Origin of the sequence: Pseudomonas spartinae (genome assembly GCF_965197125.1) — a bacterium.
Lineage (GTDB): Bacteria > Pseudomonadota > Gammaproteobacteria > Pseudomonadales > Pseudomonadaceae > Aquipseudomonas > Aquipseudomonas composti_A.
Genome location: NZ_CBDAMB010000002.1, coordinates 427,183 through 452,063 on the forward strand (window position 1 = coordinate 427,183; position 24,881 = coordinate 452,063).

26 protein-coding genes are annotated in these 24,881 nt (G+C 64.9%); 11 read left to right on the forward strand and 15 right to left on the reverse strand.

Features of this window, described 5'->3' with window-relative positions; genetic code table 11:
* Positions 1–28: 28 nt before the first annotated feature.
* Positions 29–562, forward strand: coding sequence for a DUF3299 domain-containing protein (locus ACN8M7_RS05835; RefSeq protein ID WP_490260081.1), 534 nt, complete (start codon positions 29–31; stop codon positions 560–562).
* Positions 563–593: 31 nt separating this feature from the next.
* The gene (locus ACN8M7_RS05840) at positions 594–1,058 is read left to right on the forward strand and encodes an FAD/FMN-containing dehydrogenase (RefSeq protein ID WP_490260082.1); all 465 of its coding nucleotides are present in this window, start codon (positions 594–596) and stop codon (positions 1,056–1,058) included.
* Here the strand turns inward: ACN8M7_RS05840 and ACN8M7_RS05845 are convergent.
* From ACN8M7_RS05845 to ACN8M7_RS05855, 3 genes are all read right to left on the reverse strand, one after another.
* Positions 1,055–1,954 (reverse strand): D-hexose-6-phosphate mutarotase, encoded by a 900-nt coding sequence (locus ACN8M7_RS05845; RefSeq protein WP_490260083.1) that lies wholly within the window; start codon positions 1,952–1,954, stop codon positions 1,055–1,057. The genes ACN8M7_RS05840 and ACN8M7_RS05845 overlap by 4 nt on opposite strands.
* Before the next feature lie 104 nt (positions 1,955–2,058).
* Complete coding sequence (locus tag ACN8M7_RS05850) at positions 2,059–3,435, reverse strand: TRAP transporter large permease (protein ID WP_490260084.1); 1,377 nt, start codon at positions 3,433–3,435, stop codon at positions 2,059–2,061.
* On the reverse strand, positions 3,428–3,973 hold the full coding sequence (locus ACN8M7_RS05855) for a TRAP transporter small permease subunit (protein WP_061238911.1): 546 nt from the start codon (positions 3,971–3,973) through the stop codon (positions 3,428–3,430). Before ACN8M7_RS05855 ends, ACN8M7_RS05850 begins: the two co-directional genes overlap by 8 nt.
* Positions 3,974–4,216: 243 nt before the next feature.
* Here ACN8M7_RS05855 and ACN8M7_RS05860 point away from each other — a divergent pair, with 243 nt between their 5' ends.
* Positions 4,217–5,317 carry a TRAP transporter substrate-binding protein gene (locus ACN8M7_RS05860; RefSeq protein ID WP_490260085.1) on the forward strand — a complete coding sequence of 367 codons (1,101 nt, stop codon included), beginning with the start codon at positions 4,217–4,219 and terminating at the stop codon, positions 5,315–5,317.
* Between the two features lie 62 nt (positions 5,318–5,379).
* Here the strand turns inward: ACN8M7_RS05860 and ACN8M7_RS05865 are convergent, their stop codons facing one another.
* Positions 5,380–5,784 carry an acyl-CoA thioesterase gene (locus tag ACN8M7_RS05865; protein ID WP_061238909.1) on the reverse strand — a complete coding sequence of 135 codons (405 nt, stop codon included), beginning with the start codon at positions 5,782–5,784 and terminating at the stop codon, positions 5,380–5,382.
* A 374-nt stretch (positions 5,785–6,158) separates the two neighbouring features.
* On the opposite strand from ACN8M7_RS05865, the gene ACN8M7_RS05870 reads away from it, so the two are divergent.
* The 4 genes from ACN8M7_RS05870 to ACN8M7_RS05885 all read left to right on the forward strand — a co-directional run bounded on the left by ACN8M7_RS05870 (position 6,159) and on the right by ACN8M7_RS05885 (position 8,374).
* On the forward strand, positions 6,159–6,356 hold the full coding sequence (locus tag ACN8M7_RS05870; protein ID WP_490260086.1) for a hypothetical protein: 198 nt from the start codon (positions 6,159–6,161) through the stop codon (positions 6,354–6,356).
* Between the two features lie 19 nt (positions 6,357–6,375).
* A complete protein-coding gene (locus tag ACN8M7_RS05875; protein ID WP_082768045.1) occupies positions 6,376–6,540 on the forward strand; it encodes a DUF1328 domain-containing protein in 165 nt (54 codons plus the stop codon).
* Between the two features lie 10 nt (positions 6,541–6,550).
* Entirely contained in the window at positions 6,551–7,012 is a 462-nt protein-coding gene (locus ACN8M7_RS05880) for an inhibitor of vertebrate lysozyme family protein (protein WP_490260087.1), read from the forward strand.
* A gap of 132 nt (positions 7,013–7,144) precedes the next feature.
* On the forward strand, positions 7,145–8,374 hold the full coding sequence (locus ACN8M7_RS05885; RefSeq protein WP_490260088.1) for a nucleoside recognition domain-containing protein: 1,230 nt from the start codon (positions 7,145–7,147) through the stop codon (positions 8,372–8,374).
* A gap of 9 nt (positions 8,375–8,383) precedes the next feature.
* Here ACN8M7_RS05885 and ACN8M7_RS05890 read toward each other — a convergent pair whose 3' ends face one another.
* The 7 genes from ACN8M7_RS05890 to ACN8M7_RS05920 form a co-directional block, all read right to left on the reverse strand.
* The gene (locus tag ACN8M7_RS05890; protein WP_490260089.1) at positions 8,384–8,965 is read right to left on the reverse strand and encodes a hypothetical protein; all 582 of its coding nucleotides are present in this window, start codon (positions 8,963–8,965) and stop codon (positions 8,384–8,386) included.
* 112 nt (positions 8,966–9,077) lie between these two features.
* Positions 9,078–9,293 carry a dodecin gene (locus tag ACN8M7_RS05895; RefSeq protein WP_061238904.1) on the reverse strand — a complete coding sequence of 72 codons (216 nt, stop codon included), beginning with the start codon at positions 9,291–9,293 and terminating at the stop codon, positions 9,078–9,080.
* A 132-nt stretch (positions 9,294–9,425) separates the two neighbouring features.
* On the reverse strand, positions 9,426–11,834 hold the full coding sequence (locus ACN8M7_RS05900; RefSeq protein ID WP_490260090.1) for a TonB-dependent receptor: 2,409 nt from the start codon (positions 11,832–11,834) through the stop codon (positions 9,426–9,428).
* Positions 11,835–11,930: 96 nt separating this feature from the next.
* Positions 11,931–12,872 carry a FecR domain-containing protein gene (locus tag ACN8M7_RS05905; protein ID WP_490260091.1) on the reverse strand — a complete coding sequence of 314 codons (942 nt, stop codon included), beginning with the start codon at positions 12,870–12,872 and terminating at the stop codon, positions 11,931–11,933.
* Positions 12,869–13,375 carry a sigma-70 family RNA polymerase sigma factor gene (locus tag ACN8M7_RS05910; protein ID WP_490260092.1) on the reverse strand — a complete coding sequence of 169 codons (507 nt, stop codon included), beginning with the start codon at positions 13,373–13,375 and terminating at the stop codon, positions 12,869–12,871. The genes ACN8M7_RS05905 and ACN8M7_RS05910 overlap by 4 nt, the downstream gene beginning before the upstream one ends.
* Positions 13,376–13,545: 170 nt before the next feature.
* Positions 13,546–14,412 (reverse strand): methylenetetrahydrofolate reductase, encoded by an 867-nt coding sequence (locus tag ACN8M7_RS05915; protein ID WP_490260093.1) that lies wholly within the window; start codon positions 14,410–14,412, stop codon positions 13,546–13,548.
* 121 nt (positions 14,413–14,533) lie between these two features.
* Positions 14,534–15,424 (reverse strand): LysR family transcriptional regulator, encoded by an 891-nt coding sequence (locus ACN8M7_RS05920; RefSeq protein ID WP_490260094.1) that lies wholly within the window; start codon positions 15,422–15,424, stop codon positions 14,534–14,536.
* A gap of 124 nt (positions 15,425–15,548) precedes the next feature.
* Here ACN8M7_RS05920 and trpB point away from each other — a divergent pair, with 124 nt between their 5' ends.
* Positions 15,549–16,760 (forward strand): tryptophan synthase subunit beta, encoded by a 1,212-nt coding sequence (gene trpB, locus ACN8M7_RS05925; protein WP_490260095.1) that lies wholly within the window; start codon positions 15,549–15,551, stop codon positions 16,758–16,760.
* A complete protein-coding gene (gene trpA / locus ACN8M7_RS05930) occupies positions 16,757–17,566 on the forward strand; it encodes a tryptophan synthase subunit alpha (RefSeq protein WP_490260096.1) in 810 nt (269 codons plus the stop codon). Before trpB ends, trpA begins: the two co-directional genes overlap by 4 nt.
* 125 nt (positions 17,567–17,691) lie before the next feature.
* Here the strand turns inward: trpA and ACN8M7_RS05935 are convergent, their stop codons facing one another.
* Positions 17,692–19,188: a YdgA family protein gene (locus ACN8M7_RS05935; protein WP_490260097.1), complete on the reverse strand. Its 1,497-nt coding sequence runs from the start codon at positions 19,186–19,188 to the stop codon at positions 17,692–17,694.
* 203 nt (positions 19,189–19,391) lie between these two features.
* Entirely contained in the window at positions 19,392–20,834 is a 1,443-nt protein-coding gene (locus tag ACN8M7_RS05940) for a SulP family inorganic anion transporter (RefSeq protein ID WP_490260098.1), read from the reverse strand.
* A gap of 204 nt (positions 20,835–21,038) precedes the next feature.
* Between ACN8M7_RS05940 and ACN8M7_RS05945 the strand changes: the two genes are divergently transcribed.
* Both ACN8M7_RS05945 and ACN8M7_RS05950 read left to right on the forward strand, forming a co-directional pair.
* On the forward strand, positions 21,039–21,782 hold the full coding sequence (locus tag ACN8M7_RS05945) for an SDR family oxidoreductase (protein ID WP_490260099.1): 744 nt from the start codon (positions 21,039–21,041) through the stop codon (positions 21,780–21,782).
* An 85-nt stretch (positions 21,783–21,867) separates the two neighbouring features.
* Positions 21,868–22,761: a LysR substrate-binding domain-containing protein gene (locus tag ACN8M7_RS05950; protein ID WP_490260100.1), complete on the forward strand. Its 894-nt coding sequence runs from the start codon at positions 21,868–21,870 to the stop codon at positions 22,759–22,761.
* Positions 22,762–22,903: 142 nt separating this feature from the next.
* On the opposite strand, the gene pbpG is transcribed toward ACN8M7_RS05950, so the two are convergent.
* Positions 22,904–23,806 (reverse strand): D-alanyl-D-alanine endopeptidase, encoded by a 903-nt coding sequence (gene pbpG, locus ACN8M7_RS05955; RefSeq protein ID WP_490260101.1) that lies wholly within the window; start codon positions 23,804–23,806, stop codon positions 22,904–22,906.
* 88 nt (positions 23,807–23,894) lie between these two features.
* Positions 23,895–24,815 carry a choline sulfate utilization transcriptional regulator gene (locus tag ACN8M7_RS05960; protein WP_490260102.1) on the reverse strand — a complete coding sequence of 307 codons (921 nt, stop codon included), beginning with the start codon at positions 24,813–24,815 and terminating at the stop codon, positions 23,895–23,897.
* Between the last annotated feature and the right edge of the window lie 66 nt (positions 24,816–24,881).

A 24,881-nucleotide genomic window follows, 5' to 3' on the forward strand; every position in this document is an offset into this window, starting at 1 on the left:
CTAACGCCGCCACGAGATGCCATACCCCATGCGCCACCTGCTGCTCGCCCTGCTCCTTTGTACCGGCCTGGCCCACGCCGAACTGCCGGAAACCGACTGGCTCACCCTGATGCCCCCCGAGGATCGCAAAGCCCTGGAGGAGATGCCCGAGATCAGCCACGACAGCCCGGAAGGCGACAGCACCTTCTACAGCGAAGGCGGCCTGCGCCAGCAGGACAAGAACCTGCCGGCGGTGATGTACTCGGCCAAGACCGTCGCTGCACTCGACGGCAAGGCCATCCGCCTGGGTGGCTACCCGGTACCGCTGGAGAACGACGAGAAAGGCAACAGCACGCTGTTCTTCCTGGTGCCCTACCCGGGTGCCTGCATCCACGTTCCACCACCGCCACCGAACCAGCTGGTACTGGTGCGCTACCCCAAGGGCATCGTGCTCGACGACATCTACGCGCCCATCTGGGTCAGCGGCAAACTCAAGGTGGAAGCGATCAGCAACGACCTAGCCGACGCCGCCTATGCCATGGACGCCGGCGAAGTACGCCTGGTGACCGACGAAGACCTCTAACCGCCTCCATTCCCCCGCTAGGAGTTCCAGCATGAAAGCTGCTGCCCTGATGTTGCTGTGCCTGCTGTCCACCGCTGCACTGGCCATGGAGCCCGGCGAACGCCTGGCACCCTGGACGCTGCTGGATCAGTTCGACGCGCCCTACACCCTGAATGACGAGACCCGGATCCTGCTGGTCGCCCGCGACATGGACGGTGCCAAGCTGGTCAACGCTGCGCTGGAAGGCCAGCCCAAGGGTTACCTGGAACAACGCCAGGCGGTCTTCCTCGCCGATGTCAGCCGCATGCCCCGCATCATCGCCAGCCTCTTCGCCCTGCCGAAGATGCGCGACTACAACTACCGCATCCTTCTCGACCGCGACGCGCGCATCGCCCCGCGCTATCCGGCGGGCGAGGGCGAGGTGCTGTGGTTGCAGCTGGAGGATGGCAAGCTGGCCCAGCAGCGCACCTATCGCGATGCGCAGGCGCTGCGCCAGGCACTGCAACAGGCAGACTAGCTCAGCGACTCGCTGGACAGACGCAGCTCCAGGCTGTGCCGTTGCCTGGCCTGCAACTGCACGACGTCATCCAGCAGGTTGGCCGTCTCGATGCACAGCATGTTCTGCCAGGCATCGTCAGGGAACTGCGACAGGCGTTTGGCCTTGTCGATCCAGGGATTCCACAGCACCGCCGAACGTGAGCCACGGGCATCCAGGTGGATGCGCCGCTGCCAGGCGGGGTCGATGATGCTCAGGCGCGCCGCGGTGTCGCGGTAGATGCGATCGGTCTCGCCGCTGAACCCGACAGCCCCTTCCTGGCGCAGCTCGCGCCAATCCTGCAGGGTGTCGATATAGCGGCAGCTCTGCAGGCCTTGCACCTCAACCTGGCGCACATCGCTGACGGCGAAGTAGGTGTGCAGGGCCTGGCTCAGCACCAGCGGGTGATCGCTGCGGTTCTCGGTCTCCAGGCGCAGCTGCAGATCGTCGCCCAGGCCGATTTCGAAGTGCACGCAGGCATCGCGCGGCCAACCCGGCAATGGTCGTTCGCGTGCGTCGAAGGCAAAGCGCAGCCTGACCCCGTCCTCCTCTTCGGCAATGCTCAGCAACTGCCAGTCCAAATTGCGCACCAGGCCATGGGCGGGGGCCTCGTCCAGCTGATAGTGCGCCTGCACCGCCTGCGGATTGCGCCGCAGGTCACCGAACCAGGGCCAGCAAATGGGCACACCGCCACGCACGCTCTGGCCACGTCGATAGGCCGCATCGGGGCTCAACCAGATCAACGGCGGCTGGCCATCTTGCTGATAGCTGAGAATCTGCGCGCCTTGTTGGGCGACCAGCAGCTCGCTGTGCTGCGCCCGTATGCGCCAGCAGGTGAGCTGATCGAGCTCCACGCGTTCGACTTGGGTTTTGCTCATGAGGGCCTCTCGCTCCGTTGAGTAACGTCTATTTGAAGCATGCCATGCACATAAAGCAAAACGCCCGTCACAGGGACGGGCGTCTGCTCACTGCATGTTATGACCTATGGACCATAGACCTGTTCCGGCAGCCAAGTGATCAGCCCAGGGAAGATATAGGCAATCACCAGCAGCAGAATCTGGATCAGGATGAACGGCAACACACCCTTGTAGATGGTGCTGGTGGGAATGCTCGGGGGCGTCACGCCACGCAGGTAGAACAGCGCGAAACCGAATGGCGGCGTGAGGAAGGACGTCTGCAGGTTCAGCGCGATCATCACGCCCAGCCAGATCGGGTCGAGCCCCATCGCCAGTAACACCGGACCGACGATCGGCACCACCACGAAGGTGATCTCGATGAAGTCGAGGATGAAGCCGAGCAGAAAGATCACCAGCATCACCAGGAAGAATGCACCGAGCACACCGCCAGGCAGCTGGGCGAACACGTCCTCGATCAGTACCTCACCACCGAAGCCGCGGAACACCAGGGAGAACAGCGAGGCACCGATCAGGATCATGAAGACCATGGCACTGATTTCGGTGGTGCCATAGGCCACTTCCTTGAGCTGACCGAAGTTCAGCTTGCTCTTGCTCAGCGCCAGCAGCATGGCACCCACAGCGCCCAGCGCGGCAGCTTCGGTCGGTGTGGCATAGCCGGCGAGGATGGAGCCGAGTACCGCACCGATCAGGATCAGCGGCGGAATCAGCGCCTTGGCCAGCTTGCCCCATTCGATCGGGCCGAGCTCCTCCTGCGGCAGCGCCGGCAGTTTCTTCGGCTGGAAGATCGCGACGAAGATGATGTAGGCAATGTACAGGCCGACCAGCAGCAGGCCGGGCAGCAGCGCCCCGACGAACAGGTCACCAACCGAAACGGTCTTCGGCGAGAAGATGCCCATCTTCAGCTGCGCCTGCTGATAGGCGCTGGACATCACGTCCCCCAGCAGTACCAGCACGATCGACGGCGGAATGATCTGCCCCAGCGTACCGGTAGCCGCCAGGGTGCCGGTGGAGATGGCCGGATCGTAGCCGCGACGCAACATGGTCGGCAGCGCCAGCAGGCCCATGGTCACCACGGTGGCCCCGACGATGCCGGTGGACGCGGCCAGCAACGCACCGACCACGCACACGGAAATCGCCAGGCCGCCACGCAGGGTGCCGAACAGACGCGACATGGACTCGAGCAGATCCTCGGCCACCCGTGAACGTTCCAGCATCACTCCCATGAACACGAACAGCGGCACGGCGAGCATGGTCTGGTTGTTCATGATGCCGAACAGGCGGTTCGGCAGGGCGCTCAGGTAGCCCGGGTCGAACGTGCCGGTAACCACGCCGAGCGCGGCAAACAGCAGGGAAACGCCGGCCAGGGTGAACGCCACCGGAAAGCCGGCCATCAGGGCCGCACAGATACTGATGAACAGCAGAATCGCCATCAACTCAGCCATGCTTCACCTCCGGAGCCGGCAGGCGACCGCTGAAGACGTAGAGTGCCTTGATCAGATTGGAAATACCTTGCATTACCAGGCTCACGACCAGCACCAGAATGATGCTTTTCTGCAGATAGACGAACTTGAGGCCGCCGGATTCGCTGGACGCTTCGAACGTCGACCAGGCGTTGCTGACGTAGTCCCAGCTGGCCCAGCCGAGAAACAGTGCCACCGGCAGGAGGAACAGCAGGTTACCGAGAATCTCGACCAGCGCCTGACGGCGGCCGCTGAACTTCTGGTAGAAAATGTCCACGCGCACGTGACCATTGCGCTGCAGCACCCAGGCCGCGGCGCCCATGAAGACCAGCGCATGAGCGTAGAGCACCGCCTCCTGCAGGGCGGTCGCGCCGATACCGAAACCGTAACGCAGCACCACGACGATGGCGGTGCCGATCACCAGAAACACGGTCAGCCAGGCGCAAGCCTTACCAAACCAGGCGTTGATGGCATCGATCAGATATGCAAGAGCAAGGGGAAGTGAAGGCTTGTCGGACATAGTGAGTCCTTATCGTTATGAGTAGGAGACAGGACGGCAAACCGGTTGGCTACACGTCACGCCGCCCGCGTCCTTGTGGGCCGCAGGCCGGCGATTCTAGGCAGGCTACCGGTAATGCAGCAATGCCCGTACAACTTTAGTCGTAATAGCTAGGCTTGTAGGTCACGACACCCTATGTTATTCACGCCCGGTCTACCTTCGGCGATCCCGTGGTAAGACCAATACAACAAGAAGGAGCATTGCATGAAACGTCGCGACATACTCGCCGCAGCGGGCGTAGGCCTTGCAGCAACCGCACTGGCTGGCTGCAAAGAAGATTCCAAGAGCGCCGCCGCACCCCAAGAGGGTTCGAGTTCCCAGACCTTCATCTGGAAAATGGTTACCTCCTGGCCGAAGAACTTCCCGGGCGTCGGCGTGGGGGCCGAACGCTTCGCCAAGCTGGTCGATGAAATGAGTAACGGCCGCCTGAAGGTCAAGGTGTACGCAGCCGGCGAACTGGTACCAGCGCTGGAAGTGTTCGATGCAGTCTCTCGCGGCACCGCCGAGATGGGTCACGGCGCACCGTATTACTGGAAGGGCAAGGTACCGGCCGCACAGTTCTTCTGCGCTCTGCCGTTCGGCCCGAATGCTCAGGAAATGAACGCCTGGCTGCATTACGGTGGCGGCCAAGCCCTCTGGGAAGAGGTCTACAAGCCGTTCGGCGTGCTGCCGATGGCCTGCGGCAACACCGGCGTGCAGACCGCCGGCTGGTTCAACAAGGAAATGAACTCGGTCGACGACTTCAAGGGCCTGAAGATGCGTACCCCGGGCCTGGGCGGCGAAGTGCTGACCAAGATGGGCGGTACCGTGGTCAACATGCCGGCCGGTGAGATCTTCACCGCCATGCAGACCGGCGCCATCGACGCCACCGAGTGGATCGGTCCATACAACGACCTGGCCCTGGGCCTGCACAAAGCCGCCAAGTACTACTACACCCCAGGCTGGCAGGAGCCGAGCGTTCTGTTCGAACTGGACGTCAACCTCAAGGCCTGGGAAACCCTGCCGGCCGATCTCAAGGCCATCGTTCGCGCCGCCGCGCGTGACGTCAACGGCGACATGCTCGACGACTACAACGCGAAGAACATGGAAGCCCTGGAGCAGCTCAAGGCCGACGGTGTAGAAGTTCGCCGCCTGCCGGACGACGTACTGGCGCGCCTCAAGGAAGTATCTGCTGAAGTGGTCGAGGCCAGCGCCGCAGCCGATCCGGCCGCAGCCAAGGTCTGGGAGCACCAGAAGGCCTATCTCGATCGTCTGTACGCCTACGCGGAAGTCGCCGACAAGGATATCTACAACATCCGCGGCTAAACCCGCAGCGCGCACAGCAAAACGCCGGCTCTAAGCCGGCGTTTTCGTTGCTGCGTAGCCTGTCAGCCGCGACGCGGTGGTACCGGACGGGTACGACCGCTGCCATCGATGGCGACGAAGACGAAGACCGCCTCGGTGACCTTGCGCCATTCGTTGGACAATGGGTCGTCGCTCCACACTTCCACCATCATCTGAATCGAGCTGCGCCCCACTTCCAGCGTCTGGGTATAGAACGACAGCTGCGCTCCCACCGCCACCGGCACCAGGAAGGCCATGCGATCGATGGCCACGGTCGCCACGCGGCCAGCGGCAACCTTGTTGGCCATGGCCGTGCCGGCGAGATCCATCTGCGACACCAGCCAGCCGCCGTAGATATCACCGAAACCATTGGTCTCACGCGGCAACGCGGTGATCTGCAGAGCGAGGTCACCTTGGGGAATCGGGTCTTCCTGTTCGTAGTCGTTCATCGGTTCGAGACTCGCGGCGCGGTTGTTGTTCTGGGCGCGGAACCCGCAGGGCACACGGGTGCAGCGAGTATACCGACTGCGCGGTCGAGGGGCGACCACTGTGGTGGGCCGCAAAGCCCCGCTCTAGCTGCGTCCGTCGGGCAAAACGCACGACCGCGCAAGCCCCATTCGGGCAGTATGCCTGCCCCAGAATGCCATCAAAATAATGTAAGCCAATGATTTTAATGGCTTTTACATAAAGCAAAAGTCTGGCACGGGCGCTGCAATGTTCTCAGTGGGCAACCGGTCATGCGCCGGTCGCGATGCAAGAAAAGCAACAGACGGATATGCCAGCGACACGCGCCATCCGTCCTGCACGCAACAGGAGAACCGCCATGTGGACAGTCGCTCTGGTGCTCGCCACCTTGCCACTTCTGCTCAGCCTGACGCTCGCCAGCGTCGTGCTGCCAGGCCATACCCTGCGTGCAAACCGGAATACTGCAGAGCTGGAGCTGCCAACGGGCACCACGCCCCGGCCTGCGAACCCGAGCAACGCGCAAAACCCCTGGCCTGCCTGGGCCATTACCCACTGATCCACCAAGGAGAAACACCATGCTTAGTTGGGCAGTCACTTTCCTGATCATCGCCATCATCGCCGCTGTACTGGGCTTCGGTGGTATCGCCGGCACCGCTGCGGGTATCGCCAAGATTCTATTCGTGGTGTTCCTGGTGCTGTTCATCGTCTCGTTCATCATGGGCCGTCGCCCACGCATGTAGGGAGCCATAGATGCAGTCGATACACGCCATTGCCGCCGCCCTGCTGATGGGCGGCGCCCTGGCGGCTCAGGCCGCCGACCGTGACGCCAGCTTCCATCCAGGCGAATTGCTCACCAGCAATGCCGAGTACCGCGAAGCCTGGCAGGATCTGGTAGAGGATGAAGAACGCCTGCCGGAGTGGCTGATCAATCTCAGTGGATTGTCCACCCCCATGCAGGCCGTGGAGGCCGACAGTGATCGCTACCTGGTTGGCCAGATATGCGAAGCGCAGCGGTGTTTCGGGCAACGCGCCTATGTCGCTTTCGAATGGGAAGACGACGACGCCTATGCGCTATACGTGCAGGTACCGGATGGCCTGCCCGAGGATCGCGCCCCCAGTGAACACGCCAGCCTGCGCTGGCTGGGCGAGCCGGACGAGGAAGTCCAGCAGATGCTGATGGAACAGCTGCGCAGCGACCCGAACTGGTACTAGGGACGGAACCCGCTGCTCGAGGCAGCGAAGCGACCTGACCGCCGCACCGCCGGCTGACGGCAGTGTGCCAGGCGTCCCATGCGAAGGGACGACGCGTTATCATCCCCCGCCAGAACGACGAGGGGGTGCGGCATGCTCAATGGCCTGTGGCTGAGTTTTTTCCTGGTGGCAGCAGTCGCGGGCTTCTCCCGCTGGCTGATAGGCGATGACCCGGCAGTGTTCGCCGCCATGGTCGAGAGCCTGTTCGCCATGGCCAAGCTGTCGGTGGAAGTGATGGTGCTGCTGTTCGGCACCATGACCCTGTGGCTCGGCCTGCTGCGCATCGCCGAACAGGCGGGCCTGGTGGATGCCCTGGCACGCGTACTGGGCCCATTGTTCGCGCGGCTGATGCCGGAAGTGCCACGCGGCCATCCGGCGCTGGGCCTGATCACCATGAACTTCGCCGCCAACGGCCTGGGCCTGGACAACGCGGCCACCCCCATCGGCCTCAAGGCCATGCGCAGCTTGCAGGAGCTCAACCCCAACAAGCTGGTGGCGAGCAATGCGCAGATTCTTTTTCTGGTACTCAACGCCTCATCGCTGACGCTGCTGCCGGTGTCGATCTTCATGTACCGCGTGCAGCAGGGAGCGGAGGATCCGACCCTGATATTCCTGCCGATCCTGCTGGCCACCAGCGCCTCCAGCCTGGTCGGCCTGCTGTCGGTCGCGCTGATGCAGCGCCTGCGCCTGTGGGACCCGGTGGTGCTGGCGTACCTGATCCCCGGGGCGCTGCTGCTCGGCGGGTTCATGGCTCTGCTCGCAGGCCTCAGCGCCACCGCCCTGGCCGCACTGTCCTCGCTGCTCGGCAACCTGACCTTGTTCGGCGTGATCCTGGCGTTCCTGGTAGTCGGCGCACTGCGCAAGGTCCAGGTCTACGAACAGTTCATCGAGGGCGCGCGCGAGGGCTTTGATATCGCCAAGAGCCTGCTGCCGTATCTGGTGGCCATGCTCTGCGCCATCGGTGTGTTACGCGCGTCCGGGGCCCTGGAATTTGGCCTCGACGGCATCCGCTGGTTGGTGGAAACCTTCGGTTGGGACACGCGCTTCGTCGATGCCCTGCCCACCGCCCTGGTCAAGCCATTTTCCGGCAGCGCGGCACGCGCCATGCTGATCGAGACCATGCAGACCCATGGCGTGGACAGCTTCCCGGCGCTGGCCGCGGCAATCGTCCAGGGCAGCACGGAGACCACCTTCTACGTGCTGGCCGTGTACTTCGGCGCGGTGGGTATCCAGCGAGCTCGCCACGCGGTCGGCTGTGCCCTGCTGGCGGAGCTGGCGGGGGTCATCGCCGCGATCAGCGTCACCTACTGGTTCTTCGGCTGAGCACTGGGCTCAGTCAGCGCCGAAACCGAGCTTGTCGCCGGCCCAGGCCAACACCGGATCGGTGTGCTGGTACGCTCGCAGTTGCCGCAGCTTGGGCGCGATGAACGCCTCGAAATCCTCGGCCTGCTCGAAGTACACCCCGGTGAAGATGGTGAACATCGACTTGTTGCCCACCGTGGCATAGAACAGGTTGCCCACCGGCTCGCCGTCCTGGGTCAGCAGCTTGAGGCTGACGCGACTGGCCAACTCGGTCTCCAGCGGTAGATCCTGCTGCGCCAAGCCACTCTCACGCAGGCCGAACGAGGCGCCGAAGGTTTCGGCGTAGCTGGTCATCAAGGCATCACCGGCGCGCGGGTAGAGCGAGACGCCGCTGTACAGGTAGAACCAGTCGCTATCGCTACTCTCGAAACTAAGGTCGATGCTGCGCGCAGCGTAGGTCACCAGCTTTTCGTAGCGGCCACCCTGCGGTGCCTCGTAGGCGGCGAAATCCTCGCCACTGAGCAGCAGACGGCGCTCTTCGGCGACGGGCGGCTTGTTGTCGATACAGCCTGCGAGCGATAGCAGGCTGATCAGCAGCATGAGTCTGAACATGACATTCCTCCCTGAATTGGCGCAGGCAGCTTGCCCGAATGCGCCGCCCCCCGCCAGCGGCAGCCATCGCCGCTGTGCGCGGTGCCACAGCCTCGCTCAGCACATCGACGCCTCAGCTACCGCTCAGGCGAAAACCGACCTTGAGCGTGACCTGGTAGTGCGCCACCTTGCCGTTCTCGATATGGCCGCGGGTGTCGACCACTTCGAACCAGTCCATGTTGTGTACGCTCTTGGCGCATTCGGCCAGGGCATTTTCGATGGCCTCCTCGATGCTGGTGGGGGACGAGCCGACGATCTCGATCTTCTTGTAGGTGTGGTGGCTGGACATGGAAGACTCCTGTGTCTTGAAGGTTCTTGTTCAGACTAGCCCGCCGCGCATAAGTGTCATCTGTATCGCCCTCACCCGGATGCCGATGGCGCGCTGGAAACCACAACGCAGGCTCCAGCACGCACGCTGACCTCAGAAGTCCAGCTGATAGCCAAGGGTGAAGGTGCGACCCCGCCCCTTGAAGTTGTAGTCATCGGCGATGCGCGCCGACTGCGAGTAGTAGCTGAAGTAATCCTCGTCGAGCAGGTTGTCGATGCCCAGCGACAGGCTGCCCACTGGCAGACGGCGGCTGACGCTGGCCGAGAGCAGGGCGTAGCCGTCGAAGTCCAGGCGCGGATCGTCGAAGCTGCGGCTGACGTAGTAGTTGTATTGCAGGTAGCTCGACCAGTCGTCGCTCCAGTTGGCCTGCCAGCCCAGGCTGTACTGATCCGGCGCGATGTTCAGGCCGGTCAGGCGCGTGTCCACCTTGCCGTCATCATCGGTGTCGGACTTGCCCTGGCTGTGGGCGTAACTGCCGCGCAGGCTGTGACGCTCGTTCAGGTGCCAGTTGCCGGTCAGCTCGTAGCCCTGGATCTCGACCCGCTCGCGATTGGCGATGTAGTTACCGTCGGCGCTCACCGACAGGCGCTCGCCAAGGTTGGAGAAGGACTCGTAGTAGCTCAGCTCCATGTCCACCCGCTCGAAGCTCAGGCGCAGGCCCACTTCGCGCGAGCGGGTGATGATCGGCTCCAGCTCCAGCAGACTCTCCACGTCCTGCCCCGGCTCGTCGAGGCCACGCAGCACACGGCCGATGTCGGGCATGCCGAAGCCTTCTGAGTAGCCGCCGTAGAGCTGCGCCCAGTCAGTGGCCTGGTAGGTGAAGCCATAGTTGCTCAGGGTCTTGCCGAACGACACCTTGCCGCCGCTGACGCTCACCCCACCGGCGTTGTTGGTGCCCCATACGGTGTGAAAGTCATCCACATCCAGCTCGGCATGCTCGCGGCGCACACCGGCCATCAGGGTCAGCTTGTCGGTCAGGTGCAGGTCGCCCTGGAGGAAGCCGGCCTGGTTATCGTAGGTGGACGGCGGCACGTAGCTGCGACCGGTTTGCACCAGCACCTGCTCGCCCTTGTCGCGCAACAGATCGACGCCACCGCTCAGGTCGAGCAGCCCGTCGAACAGGCCTTTGCGGCGCAGGGTCAGCTTGCCGCCCCACTTTTCCGAATCGCTGCGACTTTGCTCCCACAGGGTACCGACCGGGGCGATGTTCGGATCCTGGAACGAGCCCGAAAGCAGCGCGCCGAACTGACCGCGATAGCGCTGGTGATAAAGCTGCAGGTCGAGCACGTTGCCGTACAGGTCCTGATTGCTGTAGCTGAAGCTGTACTGGCGGTTCTCGTTGAATGCCGGGTCGCCCTGCGGATCACCCTTGCGCGCCGTGGAGGGGATGCCTGCGGCGCGGTCGCCAAGCACCGGTACGTAGTCGTTGTTGCCCCGGAGCTCATAGTGGTTGGCGCTGAACTGCAGGTGCTGGACATCGTCGAGCCAGTAACCGAGCTTGAACATCAGGTCGTGGTCGCGGGTGTCCTGAATCTCGCCGGGGTAGGCGACGCCGATCAGCTCGTCATTGGCGTCGTAGAAGGCACCACGCTCCTGCCAGGTAGCACCGAACAGGGTTTCCCAGTCACCCTGCTGGGCACTGAGCCGGTAGTTCAGCTTGTAGCCCAGGCCGTCCTTGCTGAAACGGTCATCGCTCTCCAGGCTGACCCCGGCGTGCTGGCTGATGCCGTTGCCTTCGGGGCGACGACTGATGAAGTTGACGATACCGCCAGTGGCGCCGCCGCCATGCTCGGCCGAGGCACCATGGATCACCTCGATGCGCTCGATCTGCGCCAGGTCGATGGTGTAGCTGCTGCGCCCGTCGTTACGAATCGAACTGGCCTGCGGCACGCCGTCGACGAGGAACTGCGGGGTACGGCCACGCAGCGTTTCACCGGCGTTGGACATCTTCTGCCGGCTCGGCGAGTAGGACGGAATCAGGTTGCTCAGCACCTGGCCCGGATCGCTGCTCAGGGCCAGCTGCTGTTCGATCTGCTGGCGGTCGATGACCGTCACACGCTGGCTGGTCTCGCCCACGGCACTGTCACTGCGCAGGGTGCTGACGGTCATCGCATCCAGCTGCAGCACATCGCTACCCGTCTTACGCTGCGCCGGCAGCGCCTCGAGGCCATAGACCCCCGGCGCCTGGCGCACCACGCGCAAGCCACTGCCTTGCAGCAGACGGGCGAAGCCTTCCTCGAGCGGATAGCTGCCCTGCAGGCCCGGGCTGCTGTGCCCCTGCAGCAGCCCGGCATCGAACGAGAGGGCGACGCCGGCCGCGCTGGCATACTGGTTGAGCGCCTCGGCCAGGGAGCCAGCGGGAATGTCGAAGGACTGCTGCTGTACGGCGGGCTCTGCTGATGCGGCACTGGCCACCGGCACCAGCAGTGACAGGGAGGAACAAAGCAGCACGGCCTGAATGGCGGCGCTCAGCGAATGCAGTTTGCAGCAAGGATGACGCATGGATTTCCCCTGAAGGTTGAAGGCCTGTAGCCGGTTTTTCAGGAGGGCCGCGCCAGTCGAGAAAAAAGTGCAAACAACACTGAATATATTTACCAGCTAGACCTTTGGCACCAGCGTCACCCAGTAATCGCTGCGCCGCACCACACGTAGCGGCAGGTTGTGTTCCAGCGCCGCCAGGGCACGATCGGTATCGGCCAAGGGGAAGCTGCCGGACACCTTCAACCCGGCCAGAGCCGGGTCGAGGCGCAGCACACCGTGGCGATAGCGCGCCAGTTCAGCGATTACCTCGCCCAGCGGCCGATCCAGCGCGAGCAGGCTGCCCTGCGTCCAGGCCGTCGTGGCAGCATCGTTGGCGCGTGGCGGCCCGAGTCGTTCGGCATCGAAGCGCAGCTGCTGCCCGGCGGCCAGCGTGTGCATGTCGTGCAGATGGTGCAAAGGCGCAACCTCCACGCGCTGCTGCAACACCGCGACCTGGCAATGGTGCGCGTCGCTGCGCACGCAGAAGCGCGCGCCATGGCTGCGCACCACGCCGTAGCGGGTTTCCAGCAGCAGCGGTCGCGCCTCATCGACGCTATCAAGCAGCGCCTCGCCACTGAGCAGACGCAACACCCGTCGCTGCCCGTCGGCATGCCACTGCGCGGCGCTGGCCGTGCCCAGCATCAGCCGGCTGCCGTCGCTCAGTTGCCACTGGCGGCGCTCGCCCACACCACTGCGGTAGTCGGCCAGCCAGTAGCGGCGGGTATCGCTGTGCCAGGCGAACCAGCCCAGCGGCAACGCCATTGCCAGCAGAGCCAGGCTGCCGAGCAGGCGCCGACGGCCATGGTCGACGCCGCGCAGGGTGGATGATGCGATGGGGCCGGGCAGCAGCCCCAGTTGCTCGCGCAGCTTCTCGATCTGTTGCCAGGCCTGGCGATGAAGCGCGTCGGCGTCATACCAGCACTGCCAGGCCTGCTGCTCGTCGGCATCGCTGGCGCCGGAGCACAGTCGCGCGTACCAGCCACTGGCGGCCTTGAGAGCGGCGCGCTGGGCCTCGGTCACGACTGCCAGCCGGCCTGCAGCAGGCAGCAATGCTCCACGGCGCGGGCCATGTAGTTGTTCACGCTGCGCAGGGAAATACCCAGACGAGTGGCGATCTGCGCATAGGTCAGGCCATCGAGCTGGGACAGGATGAACACCTCGCGCACCTTGTGGCCGAGGCCGGCGAGCATGCGATCGACCTCCATCAGCGCTTCCAGCAGCAGCGCCTGCTGCTCGGCGCTGGGCTGCTCGGCGTGCGGCTGGCTGGCCAGTACCTCGAGGTAGGCCTGCTCCAGCGAGCGCCGGCGCAGAAAGTCGACCATCAAGCCGCGCGCCACGGTGGCCAGGTAATCACGCGGTTCGCGGATGCTTGCGGCATTGCCGGCACGCAGCAGGCGCACGAAGGTGTCCTGCGCCAGATCGGCGGCATCGCAACGGTTGCCCAGGCGCCGCCGCAGCCAGCCTTGCAGCCAGCGGTGATGATCACGGTAAAGGGTATGCAGCACCTGGGCTTCGGCAGGCATGGCGCGACTTCATATCAAATGACAATGAATTGCATTGTCATCTTTGCCGGGCCAATTTGGCAATCTTCCCGCCGCATAACAGACCGTTGCAAACCTAGACCACGACTGCAGGGATGCAGGAGGCAGAGTGATACAGGAAGCCAAAGCCGAGGTGGTTTTGCACCGGCCTGTTAGCGCCTCGACTCGTCCAGGCCGCCCAAACGGGCATTGATCCAGTTGACGCCATCCTCGACCCCGCCAAAGGGATACAGGTGCCAGCCGATGCGGCCCAGTTGCCGGCCACCCAGCCCAGCCTGCAACTGATCCCAGTAGCGCTCGGCGCCCACGCGCTGCATCAGGTTGGTCATCGACAATCCGTAGCGGCGCAGGATGGACGCGGAGGTCGCCACCCCGAACTGACGGGCGAAGCGCAGCAGCTTGCCGACATCCGCCGGGCCAGGCACGCCGATGCGCACCGGGGTGTCGATGCCCTGCTGGCGCAGCTGCTCGATCCAGCGCACCACTGCCTCGGCATCGAAGCCGAACTGCGTGGTGATCTCCGCCGCGCAGCCGGTTTCACGGAGAAAATCCAGCTTCCACTTCAACGCGCGCATGAGCTCGCTGCTGTCGATCTTCGGGTGTCCTTCCGGGTAACCGGTGATCACCACCTGCTCGATGCCGTGGCGCTCCAGCACGCCGCTGGCCAGCAACGCCAGGGAATCCTGATACGGCCCGGCCGGCGTGGCCGGATCGCCGCCAACGAACATGAAGCGCTTCGGCGCGGCCTGGGCGACCAGCGCGCCGAGCAGTTCGTCGCGGTCCGCCTCGGAGCGCAGTCGGCGTGAGGAAATGATCGGCACCGGCTCGGCGCCACAGGCCCGGATGACCTGCGCCGCACGGATGCGCAGGGCATGGTCCTCATTGCCGAGAAAGGCAATGTTGATCGGTGTGCCCGCCGGTATCGCCGCCCGCGCCTGCTCGACTTCGTGGATACCCTTGCCCGTGACCTCCAGCGTATAGGGGGCGAAACCGACTGAACTGTTGCACAGGTTGGACATTGGCGCCTCGTCTGAACCGGCCAGGCCGCTATGCGGATGAAAGTCGCGTGATGCTAGCAAGCGACCTCGCACGCCACGTCGCTGGTAGCGTCGTGGCGTGCCGCAGAGGCGACCTGGCCGATCAGTCCGGAGTTGGCGCCAGTTCCTTCGTCAACCAGTGCGCCAGGCGCTCGCTGCGCGGGTCGGCGCGGCGCGTCCACAGCGCCAGGCAGCCGCTGGTCTCGACGAAGCCCCAGGGCGCGACCAGACGACCGGCACGCAGGTCATCGGCCACCAGCGTCTGCGGCGCGATGGCCACGCCGAGCCCGGCAGCTGCCGCCTCCAGCAGGTAGTAGAGGTGCTCGAACCCCTGCCCTAGCCGCAGCCGCCCGGTGGCCAGCCCCCGGGCCTGCGCCCACTGCGGCCAGGCCTGCGGGCGCGAGGTGGTGTGCAGCAGTGGCTCGGCACACAGCGCTTCGACACTGGCCGCGCGCAGTTGCCCATGGTTGGCGTAGCGCGGGCTGAGCACCGGGCCGATGCGCTCCGGCGCCAGCTCGAACACATGCATATCGCTCGGCCAGGGCGGGTCAGCGAACAGCAGGGTGGCATCCACCTCGGCGCTGCGCGGATCCAGCTCGCCCTGACTGGCCGACAGCTGCAAGCGCAGATCCGGCAGCTCGCGCTGCAGGCGATCCAGGCGCGGGATGAACCAGCGCGCCAGCAGGCTGCCCGAGCAGCCGAGGACGAAAGGGCGCTCCTGGGTTTCGCGGCGCAGCTCGGCGCAGACGCCACTCAGGCGCTCGAAACTCTCGGAGGTGACATCACGCAAGCGCAACCCGGCATCGGTGAGTTTCACGCCGCGCCCGTCCTTGTCGAACAGACTCAGGCCAAGGTGTTCTTCCAGCGCACGAATCTGCCGGCTGATGGCACCGTGGGTGACGTGCAACTCTTCACCCGCCTTGCTGATGCTCTGTAGGCGGGCTGAGGCCTCGAAGGCGCGCAGGGCGTTGAGCGGGGGCAGTTCTCGACTCATCGATACGTGACTTTTCCTGACATTTCACTGCAATCTAATCGCTTTTCCCCGAGTCGGCCAGAGGTAGAATGGCCCCATCACTCACTCGCCCTGCCAGCTACGCGCTGTCGACAAGGAGCACGCCATGACCTCATTTCGCACCGGCCCCGACGCCCGCGGCCTGTTCGGCCGCTTCGGCGGTCAGTTCGTCGCCGAAACCCTGATGCCGCTGATCAATTCGCTGGCCGCCGAATACGAGAAGGCCAAGGACGATCCGGCCTTCCTCGAAGAGCTGGCCTATTTCCAGCGCGACTACATCGGCCGCGCCAGCCCGCTGTATTACGCCGAGCGTCTCTCCGAGCACTTCGGCGGGGCGAAAATCTACCTCAAGCGCGAAGACCTGAACCACACCGGCGCGCACAAGATCAACAACTGCATCGGCCAGATCCTGCTGGCCAAGCGCATGGGCAAGCAGCGCATCATCGCCGAGACCGGCGCCGGCATGCACGGCGTGGCCACCGCCACCGTGGCCGCGCGCTTCGGCATGCAGTGCGTGGTGTACATGGGCACCACCGATATCGACCGCCAGCAGGCCAACGTCTTCCGCATGAAGCTGCTCGGCGCCGAGGTGATCCCGGTCACCGCCGGCACCGGCACGCTCAAGGATGCGATGAACGAGGCCCTGCGCGACTGGGTGACCAACGTGCACAACACCTTCTACCTGATCGGCACTGCCGCAGGCCCGCACCCGTACCCGGCCATGGTGCGCGACTTCCAGTCGGTGATCGGCAATGAGGTACGTGAGCAGATCCTCGACAAGGAAGGGCGCCTGCCCGACTCGCTGGTGGCCTGCATCGGCGGCGGCTCCAATGCCATCGGCCTGTTCCACCCCTTCCTCGATGACGAAGGCGTGCAGATCGTTGGCGTCGAGGCGGCCGGCCACGGCATCGACACCGGTAAGCATGCGGCGAGCATGGCCGGCGGCGCGCCGGGCGTGCTGCACGGCAACCGCACCTTCCTGCTGCAGGACGCGGACGGCCAGATCACCGATGCCCACTCGATTTCCGCCGGCCTCGACTACCCTGGCGTCGGCCCCGAGCACGCCTGGTTGCACGAGATCAAGCGTGTCGAGTACGTACCGATCAGCGATGACGAAGCGCTCGAAGCCTTCCACCACTGCTGCCGCCTGGAAGGCATCATCCCGGCCCTGGAAAGCGCCCATGCACTGGCCGAAGCCTTCAAACGCGCACCCAAGCTGCCCAAGGATCACCTGATGGTGGTCAACCTGTCCGGTCGTGGCGACAAGGACATGCAAACCGTGATGCACCACATGGGCGAACAGGAGAAACACGCATGAGCCGCCTGCACAACCGCTTCGCCGAACTCAAGGCGGAAAACCGCGCCGCGCTGGTCACCTTCATCACCGCCGGTGATCCCGACTACGCCACCTCGCTGGAAATCCTCAAGGGCCTGCCGGAAGCCGGCGCCGACGTGATCGAGCTGGGCATGCCCTTCACCGATCCTATGGCCGACGGCCCAGCCATCCAGCTCGCCAACATCCGCGCGCTGGACGGCAAGCAGAACATGCTGAAGACCCTGCAGATGGTTCGCGAATTTCGCGCCGGCAACCAGAGCACGCCGCTGGTGCTGATGGGCTACTACAACCCGATCTTCTGCTACGGCGTCGAGCGTTTCATCAGTGACGCCAAGGAAGCTGGCGTCGACGGCCTGATCGTGGTCGACCTGCCGCCGGAGCACAACGACGAGCTGTGCGAGCCGGCGCAGAGTGCAGGCATCGACTTCATCCGCCTGACCACGCCGACCACCGACGACGAGCGCCTGCCCACCGTACTGGCCGGCAGCTCCGGTTTCGTCTACTACGTGTCGGTGGCCGGCGTCACCGGTGCCGGCGCGGCGACCATGGATCACGTCGAGCAAGCCGTGGCGCGCCTGCGTCGCCACACCGACCTGCCCGTGTGCATCGGCTTCGGCATCCGCACCCCGCAGCACGCCGCCGAAGTGGCCAAGCGCGCCGAGGGCGCGGTGGTCGGCTCGGCGCTGATCGACAAGATCGCCGAGGCGCAAAGCCCGCAGCAGGCCATCGACGGCGTACTAGGCCTGTGCCGCGAGCTGGCCGAGGGTGTGCGCAACGCGCGCCGCTGAGCAACGCAGGCCATACAAAAACCGCTGATGGCCTGGGCTGTCAGCGGTTTTTTGTTGCCCGACATCAGCCTCGGGCAGAAACAAAAACGCCCGCGTTGAAGCGGGCGCTTGCAGGCGAACCGGCGTTACTCCTGGCCGTACTGCTCCAGTTCGCTGTCGTCGTCCAGACCGTTCATACCCGGGCCACTGCCCATGGCGAAGGCCATGAACTCGGCGACGCTCATGGCCTTGCCGTTGAAGGTCACCTGGTCGTCCGCATAGGTCAGCGAGCCACGCAGGGCATTGCCGTCTTCCACCACCCACTGCGAGGCCAGCGCCATGCCACTGAACATCTCGGTCATCATTTCCGCTTGCTGAGCGAGGGCTTGCGGGTCAACAGCGCCGCTGGCCGCGCCCTCCAGTGTGCCCTGCACCCTGGCCAGATCGCCGATCACCGCCTTGTCCAGCTTGAAATCGGCCTTCAGAGCGGCCAGCGCGCTTTGCGCCAGCTCCTGCGGGCTGCTGGCATCGTCTGCGGGTTTGCGCAGGTTGAACGACAGCGCGGCCTTACCCTGGCCGTTGGCAGTGTTCAGCGAGAACTCGTCCAGGGCCAGCACCGGGGCGCCTTCCAACAGGGCCAGGGTGAGGCCTTTGAATTCTTCCCCGATGTCGCTACCAGGCTCCTGACCTTCCAGGCTGCTCAGTATCAGCTGGTTATAGGCGTCCTCGAGCGCCTTGAGCGCGGTCTCGTCGAGATGACGGGCGCTGAGGGCCAGCTTCACGCCGCCGACCTCTTGCTCCTGCACCAACACCCGATCAATGCGATAGGCCATGCTCTGATCCAGGCTGCCACCGTTCTGGGTCAGGGCTTCCTCGATCACCGCGTCCTGCAGTTCGATCTGCATCTCTGGAGATGACTGGATCGTCATGCTCCTGATCGTGACTGAACTCGGGCCCAGGGCAAAGCCGCTGGCGTTTTTCTGCTTTTCAGCCTGCATACTCAGGTCACGCACTTTCAGGCTGACCGGCCGGTCGTTGCGGCTCTCGGCAATGTCGAAATCGAATTCGGCCAGTTGCCCGCTGAGGTTGACGCGTTTCCTGTCGCCGGAAACGCTGATGTCCAGGCCCGCCGGGGAGGTACGCAGGGTGCCCTTGCTGTCGCTGTATTGCAGCGCAGCCAAGTCGATGCGGCCACTCTGGCTCTGGTCATAATTCAGCGCGACTTCACCCGTTAACGGCAATTTACCGCCGGCCGCTGCGAACAGCGGCGCGGTCAGCTCATTCTGCTCCAGGCTGAAGTGGCTCTGCGCCATGACCGGAGCGAGCTTGCCGGCAGCCAGCCGCGAGGGCGGAAACGGGCCATGCTCGAGTTTGTCGCTGAAGGCCAGGATCAGCGGCTCCTCATTGGGCCCGGTGGCAAAGCTGAAAGTGTAACGAGCACGGCTGGAAAAGACGCCCTGCTCGAATTCGACCATCTGAACCTGGGCCTTGAGGTGCGGCACCTCCTCGGCCAGCGAGGCATTGGCCTGGCTGACGGCGGCCTGCAGTTGCTGTTCGACCAGAGTGCCGGTGTACCAGGCGCCGGCAACGGAGACGCCGACGATAGCGAGGGGAATGGCAACGGCCAGGGTAGTCTTTTTCATGCTGAGTCCTTGCGTGTGTGGCCGTACGGGCGCGTCCTGTCGACCGATTATGCGTTGGGCGGCGGATGCTAGCAGGCGTATTGCTACCATTCCACAGGGCAGGGTGACGGTGATCACAGTTGCCGGCAATTGTCCCCGGGCGAGGCCGGCGCTACCTGGCAGACCAGGCGTCGGCCAGCGGCCGCGCCCGGCTGCTTAGCGACTCAGTGGTCCGAGCCAGCGCGCTTGAGCAGCTGCTTGCAGCGCTCGGACAGGTGGGTCACGCGCAGGTGCTTGCCGGCGCGCTCGTAACGTTCACGCAGGGTCTTCAGCGCGGCGATGGCCGAGTAGTCGACGAAGCTCAGGTGACGGCAGTCCAGGGTCACCTGCTGCGGATCGTCGGCCGGTTCGAACTGCGCCAGGAAGGTGGTGCAGGAGGCGAAGAACAGCGTGCCGTGCACGCGGTACAGCTTGCTGCCGTCGGCCTGCATATCGCTGTCGGCATACAGCTCGCGGGCGTGCTGCCAGGCGAAGTTGAGCGCAGCGATGACGATGCCGCAGAGTACGGCCGTGGCCAGGTCGGTGGCCACGGTGATGGCGGTCACCGCGACGATCACCAGCACGTCGTTGGCCGGCACCTTGCCGGCCACGCGCAGCGAGCCCCAGGCGAAGGTCTGCTGCGCCACCACGAACATCACCCCCACCAGTGCCGCCAGCGGGATGCGCTCGATCAGCGGCGAGAGGAACAGCACGAAGAGCAGGATCATCACCCCGGCGACGACGCCAGACAGCCGCCCGCGCCCGCCAGAGCTGAGGTTGATCACGGTCTGGCCGATCATCGCGCAGCCGCCCATGCCGCCGAACAGGCCGGAGGTCATGTTGGCCACGCCGAGCGCCACGCACTCGCGATCCGGGTGGCCGCGCGTGGCGGTGATCTCGTCGGTGAGGTTCAGCGTCAGCAGGGTTTCCAGCAGACCGACCATGGCCATCAGCACGGCGTAAGGGGCGATGATGACGAGGGTGTCCAGCGTCCATGGAATGTCCGGCAGTACCAGGCTCGGCAGGCCGCCGGCGATATGCGCCATATCGCCGAGGGTGTGCGTCGGCAGATCCAGCAGGTAGACCATCGCGCCGATGCCAAGAATCGCCACCAGCGCCGGTGGCACCGCACGGGTCACACGCGGCAGCAGGTAGACGATGCACATGGTCAGCGCCACCAGACCGAGCATCAGGTACAGCGCCTTGCCCTGCAGCCAGTGGCCGTCGTGCTGGAAGTGCTCGAACTGGGCCAGGGCGATGATGATCGCCAGGCCGTTGACGAAACCGAGCATCACCGAATGCGGCACCATGCGGATCAACTTGCCCAGGCGTAGCAGGCCGAACGCGAGCATGATCAGGCCACCGAGCAGCACCGTGGCCAGCAGGTACTGCACGCCGTGCTGCACCACCAGGGCGACGATCACCACCGCCATCGAGCCGGCGGCGCCGGAAATCATGCCGGGGCGGCCACCGAACAGGGCGGTGAGGGTACAGATGATGAAGGCGCCGTACAGGCCCATCAGCGGGTTGACCTGGGCCACCAGAGCGAAGGCGATGCACTCCGGTACCAGAGCGAAGGACGAGGTCAGGCCGGCCAGCAGGTCGGCGCGCAGGCGTGCAGGTTTCATGAGCAGGTGCAGATCGCTAAAGGGGCGCGCATGGTAACCCCCGTGTCCGCTGGCGGCCACCCGCCCTGCCCACTGGTCCCCGGCGAGCCTCTGCCGTAGGGTGGGCAACGCTGTTTTTGTCCACCTTCTGGCTCGCCAAGTGGTGGACGGGTGAAGCGTCGTCCACCCTACGCATGATGACCACAACGAAGAGGAGTCAGCCTGATGAGCAAGAACCTGCTGATTACCGGTGCCAGCCGCGGCATCGGTCGCGCCACCGCCTTGCTGGCAGCCACTCAGGGCTGGACGGTCGGCATCAACTACCGCAGCGACCGCGCCGCCGCCGATGAGGTGGTGGCGCAGATCGAAGCCATGGGCGGCAAGGCCATCGCCATACGGGGCGACGTCGCCGAGGAAGACGATGTATGGCGCCTGTTCGAGGCCATGGACACGCTCGGCCCGCTGCACGCGCTGGTGATCAATGCCGGCATAGTCGCCCCACCCATGCCGCTGCTGGAGATGAGCGGCGAACGCCTGCAGCGCATGTTCGACGTCAACGTGCTGGGCAGCTACCTGACCGCGCGCGAAGGTGCCCGGCGCATGGCCCGCAGCCGTGGCGGCGAGGGCGGCTCGATGGTGCTGGTGTCATCTGTGGCAGCCAGTCTTGGCTCGCCCTTCGAGTACGTCGACTATGCCGGCGCCAAGGGCGCCATGGACGTGCTGACCCGCGGCCTGGCCAAGGAACTGGGTGGCGAGGGCGTACGGGTCAACGCCGTGCGACCGGGGCTGATCGACACCGAGATCCACGCCAGCGGCGGCCAGCCGGATCGCGCCGAGCGCCTGGGCAAGGCCACGCCACTGGGTCGCGCCGGGCGTGCCGAAGAGGTCGCCGAGGCCATCGTCTGGCTGCTCGATGACAAATCCAGCTATACCACCGGCGCCCTGATCGACATCGCCGGTGGACGCTGACCGAGTTGCCGGCACTGGCCGTGCTCGGCAGACTCTTGCTCGAAACCTCAGCAAATTTGCTGACGCCTGTGACTGAAGATCAACAATGAAGACCAGCCTGGAAGAAATGCTCGCCTTCGTCAGCGTGGTCGACTGCGGCTCGATCAGCGCCGCCGCCGAGCAGCTCGAACAAACCGCGTCTGGCGTCAGCCGTGCCCTCAGCCGGCTGGAGGAGAAGCTCGCCGTCACCCTGCTGCGCCGCACAACCCGGCGCCTGGAGCTGACCGAGGAGGGCGAGGTGTTCCTGGCGCAGGCGCGGCGCATCCTGATCAGTGTCGAGCAAGCCGAGGAGCAGATGGCCCTGCGCCGCCAGGCACCGGCCGGGCGCCTGCGCATCAACACCGCCTCGCCCTTCATGCTGCATGTGATCGTGCCGCTGATCGGCGAGTTTCGTGCACTCTACCCACAGATCGAGCTGGAGCTGAACAGCGACGACCGCATCATCGATCTGCTGGAGCGGCGTACCGACCTGGCCATCCGTATCGGCAACCTGCCGGACTCCAGCCTGCATGCACGGCCGCTGTGCCACAGCCGCCGCCGCGTACTGGCCAGCCCGGAGTACCTGCGCCAGCACGGTACCCCGACGCGCACCGAAGAGCTGGCCGGGCACGCCCTGATTGGCTTCACCGAGCCGGACAGCCTCAACGAATGGCCGCTGCGCCATGCCCTGGGCGAGCGCTGGCGCATCACCCCGAGCCTGCGCGCCTCCAGCGGCGACACTGTTCTCGAACTGGCCCTGGCCGGTGAAGGGCTGGTGTGCCTGTCGGACTTCATGACCGATGCCGCCCGCGCCAGCGGCGCGCTAGTGGAGGTGCTGGCCGAGCAGCGCGTCGAGGTGCGCCAGCCGATCAATGCGGTGTACTACCGCAACACCGCGCTGGCCTCGCGCATCACCTGTTTTCTCGATTTCCTCAGCGAAAGGCTGGGCGGCCCGCGCTGACGCACCACGACTGAGAAAGATTGAGCGTAGCCCGGATGCAATCCGCGGCCTTGTGACTGTTGCCCCGGATTGCATCCGGGCCACATGACAGCACAACGAAAAAGGGCGACTCATCGAGTCGCCCTTCGTGCATCGGTGCAGATCACTGCTTGGCCTGCAGGCTCCATTCGGCCAGCTTCTGCTGCTTGTAGCTGAGCGCAGCGGCCGGCACCGGGGTGACCTTGCCGGTTTCCATCCAGCGCTTGAGGCGGTTGGCATCGGCCATGTGGGTGTACTTGCCGAAGGCGCCGAGCACCACGAAGGCCACCGGACGATTGGCGATGGTGGTGGCCATCACCAGGCAGCGACCAGCGGCATTGGTGAAGCCGGTCTTGCTCAGGTTGATGTTCCAGTCGGCCTTGCGTACCAGCGCATTGGTGTTACGAAAACCCAATGTGTAATTCGGCTTGCGGAACGCGACCGTAGCCTCCGAGTCGGTGGTGAACTGATGGATCAGCGGATACTGAGCCGCCGCCTTGACCATCAGCGCCAGGTCACGAGCCGTGGAAACGTTCTCTTCCGACAGGCCGGTTGGTTCGACGAAGTGACTGTGGTTCATACCCAGCGCCTTCGCCTTGGCGTTCATCGCCTTGATGAACGCAGCCTGGCCGCCCGGATAATGGTGGGCGAGGCTGGCAGCCGCGCGGTTCTCCGAGGACATCAGCGCCAGGTGCAGCATGTCGCGGCGGCTGAGTTCACTGCCCACGCGCACACGGGAGAACACGCCCTGCATTTCCTTGGTGTCGCGGATGTTGACGGGCAGCCTCTCATCAAGCGAAAGCTTGGCGTCGAGGGTCACCATGGCGGTCATCAGCTTGGTCACCGAAGCGATCGGCAGGCGCAGGTCAGGGTTGCTGGAATACAGCTCCTTGCCGGTCTTCAGGTCGATCAGCAGCGCACTACCGGCGGCCAGCTCCTGCTTGGACTGGGCCGGCGCGGCCTGGAGGTTCGAAACAACAAGGCTGCCGCACAGCAGCAGGCCCAAAATCGAATGACGGAGTTTCACGGTTCACTTCACCGGTTGTCTGAGAAAGCCGAGGAGACGGCGGCGTCCAGTATAGGGACTCCGCCTGCGCTCTTGCAGTATGGCCCGATCAAACGCTCGCTGCTGGCGAATCCAGCTCGGCCTGCAACCAGTCGACGAAACGCGCGGTCAGGCGCTGGCGACGTTTGCGCTCGGGCAGCACCAGGTAATAGCCCAGTGCCGAATGTGCCTCGGCGTCCCCCAGACGACAGAGCAGTCCCTGGGCGAGAAGTTCATCCACCAGATGGCGCCAGCCGATGGCCACGCCTTGCCCGGCAATCGCCGCCTGGATCAGCAGGGTGTAATTGTCGAAACGCAGCGCGCCGGGCGTCGGCAAGCCGGCGATACCCAGGGCGCGGAACAGGCCATCCCAGTCGAACCAGCGTGAGCGGTGCTCCGGGCGCAGGTGCAGCAACGGCAGGTCAGCCAGCGCCGCGACCGGCAGGGGCGGCTGACGCTCGCCGAGCAGGCGCGGGCTGCACACCGGGAACACCTCCTCGCGAAACAGCAGGTGCGCCTCGCCGTGCTTGAAGCGGCCATCACCGAAACGGATCGCCACGTCGATGTCGCTGGACACGGTGCCCGGCTCGCGCTCACTGGTGATCAGGCTGACATCCACCTCCGGGTACAGCCGATTGAAGCGCTGCAGGCGCGGCATCAGCCAGTAGGCGGCGAAGGCAAAATCGGTGGCCACCTGCAACACCTCGTGCTGCTGCCGGGCGGTGACGGCGACGAGTCCGGCATCGAGGCTGGTCAGTCCTTCCTGCACGTGGGCCAGCAACAGCTCGCCGGCCTCGGTCAGGACGATGCCGCGGTAGACGCGATCGAACAGGCGCGTGGCCAGTTGCTGCTCCAGGCGCTTGATCTGCTGGCTGATGGCCGGCTGGCTGCTGCCCAGCTCGCTGGCGGCAGCGGTGAAACTCAGCTGGCGCGCCGCCGACTCGAACACCCGCAACGCGTCGAGCGACAGCCCATCGATAGCATTAAACATAAGCTCTGCTTATCCAAGGCATGTATTTCAGCCGGGTTTACCCCGCCACCGTTCTACCGGAATCAT

Excerpts from the sequence above, each read along its gene's own strand:
- ACN8M7_RS05855 (WP_061238911.1), bottom strand. The coding sequence starts at position 3,973 with ATGTCCGACAAGCCTTCACTTCCCCTTGCTCTTGCATATCTGATCGAT.
- ACN8M7_RS05920 (WP_490260094.1), bottom strand. The coding sequence starts at position 15,424 with ATGAGTCGAGAACTGCCCCCGCTCAACGCCCTGCGCGCCTTCGAGGCC.
- ACN8M7_RS05835 (WP_490260081.1), top strand. The coding sequence starts at position 29 with ATGCGCCACCTGCTGCTCGCCCTGCTCCTTTGTACCGGCCTGGCCCAC.
- ACN8M7_RS05910 (WP_490260092.1), bottom strand. The coding sequence starts at position 13,375 with ATGCCTGCCGAAGCCCAGGTGCTGCATACCCTTTACCGTGATCATCAC.
- ACN8M7_RS05860 (WP_490260085.1), top strand. The coding sequence starts at position 4,217 with ATGAAACGTCGCGACATACTCGCCGCAGCGGGCGTAGGCCTTGCAGCA.
- ACN8M7_RS05845 (WP_490260083.1), bottom strand. The coding sequence starts at position 1,954 with ATGAGCAAAACCCAAGTCGAACGCGTGGAGCTCGATCAGCTCACCTGC.
- ACN8M7_RS05850 (WP_490260084.1), bottom strand. The coding sequence starts at position 3,435 with ATGGCTGAGTTGATGGCGATTCTGCTGTTCATCAGTATCTGTGCGGCC.
- ACN8M7_RS05900 (WP_490260090.1), bottom strand. The coding sequence starts at position 11,834 with ATGCGTCATCCTTGCTGCAAACTGCATTCGCTGAGCGCCGCCATTCAG.
- ACN8M7_RS05940 (WP_490260098.1), bottom strand. The coding sequence starts at position 20,834 with ATGAAACCTGCACGCCTGCGCGCCGACCTGCTGGCCGGCCTGACCTCG.
- trpB (WP_490260095.1), top strand. The coding sequence starts at position 15,549 with ATGACCTCATTTCGCACCGGCCCCGACGCCCGCGGCCTGTTCGGCCGC.
- ACN8M7_RS05945 (WP_490260099.1), top strand. The coding sequence starts at position 21,039 with ATGAGCAAGAACCTGCTGATTACCGGTGCCAGCCGCGGCATCGGTCGC.
- ACN8M7_RS05935 (WP_490260097.1), bottom strand. The coding sequence starts at position 19,188 with ATGAAAAAGACTACCCTGGCCGTTGCCATTCCCCTCGCTATCGTCGGC.
- ACN8M7_RS05915 (WP_490260093.1), bottom strand. The coding sequence starts at position 14,412 with ATGTCCAACCTGTGCAACAGTTCAGTCGGTTTCGCCCCCTATACGCTG.
- ACN8M7_RS05865 (WP_061238909.1), bottom strand. The coding sequence starts at position 5,784 with ATGAACGACTACGAACAGGAAGACCCGATTCCCCAAGGTGACCTCGCT.
- trpA (WP_490260096.1), top strand. The coding sequence starts at position 16,757 with ATGAGCCGCCTGCACAACCGCTTCGCCGAACTCAAGGCGGAAAACCGC.
- ACN8M7_RS05885 (WP_490260088.1), top strand. The coding sequence starts at position 7,145 with ATGCTCAATGGCCTGTGGCTGAGTTTTTTCCTGGTGGCAGCAGTCGCG.
- ACN8M7_RS05875 (WP_082768045.1), top strand. The coding sequence starts at position 6,376 with ATGCTTAGTTGGGCAGTCACTTTCCTGATCATCGCCATCATCGCCGCT.
- ACN8M7_RS05895 (WP_061238904.1), bottom strand. The coding sequence starts at position 9,293 with ATGTCCAGCCACCACACCTACAAGAAGATCGAGATCGTCGGCTCGTCC.
- ACN8M7_RS05950 (WP_490260100.1), top strand. The coding sequence starts at position 21,868 with ATGAAGACCAGCCTGGAAGAAATGCTCGCCTTCGTCAGCGTGGTCGAC.
- ACN8M7_RS05870 (WP_490260086.1), top strand. The coding sequence starts at position 6,159 with ATGTGGACAGTCGCTCTGGTGCTCGCCACCTTGCCACTTCTGCTCAGC.
- ACN8M7_RS05960 (WP_490260102.1), bottom strand. The coding sequence starts at position 24,815 with ATGTTTAATGCTATCGATGGGCTGTCGCTCGACGCGTTGCGGGTGTTC.
- ACN8M7_RS05880 (WP_490260087.1), top strand. The coding sequence starts at position 6,551 with ATGCAGTCGATACACGCCATTGCCGCCGCCCTGCTGATGGGCGGCGCC.
- ACN8M7_RS05890 (WP_490260089.1), bottom strand. The coding sequence starts at position 8,965 with ATGTTCAGACTCATGCTGCTGATCAGCCTGCTATCGCTCGCAGGCTGT.
- ACN8M7_RS05840 (WP_490260082.1), top strand. The coding sequence starts at position 594 with ATGAAAGCTGCTGCCCTGATGTTGCTGTGCCTGCTGTCCACCGCTGCA.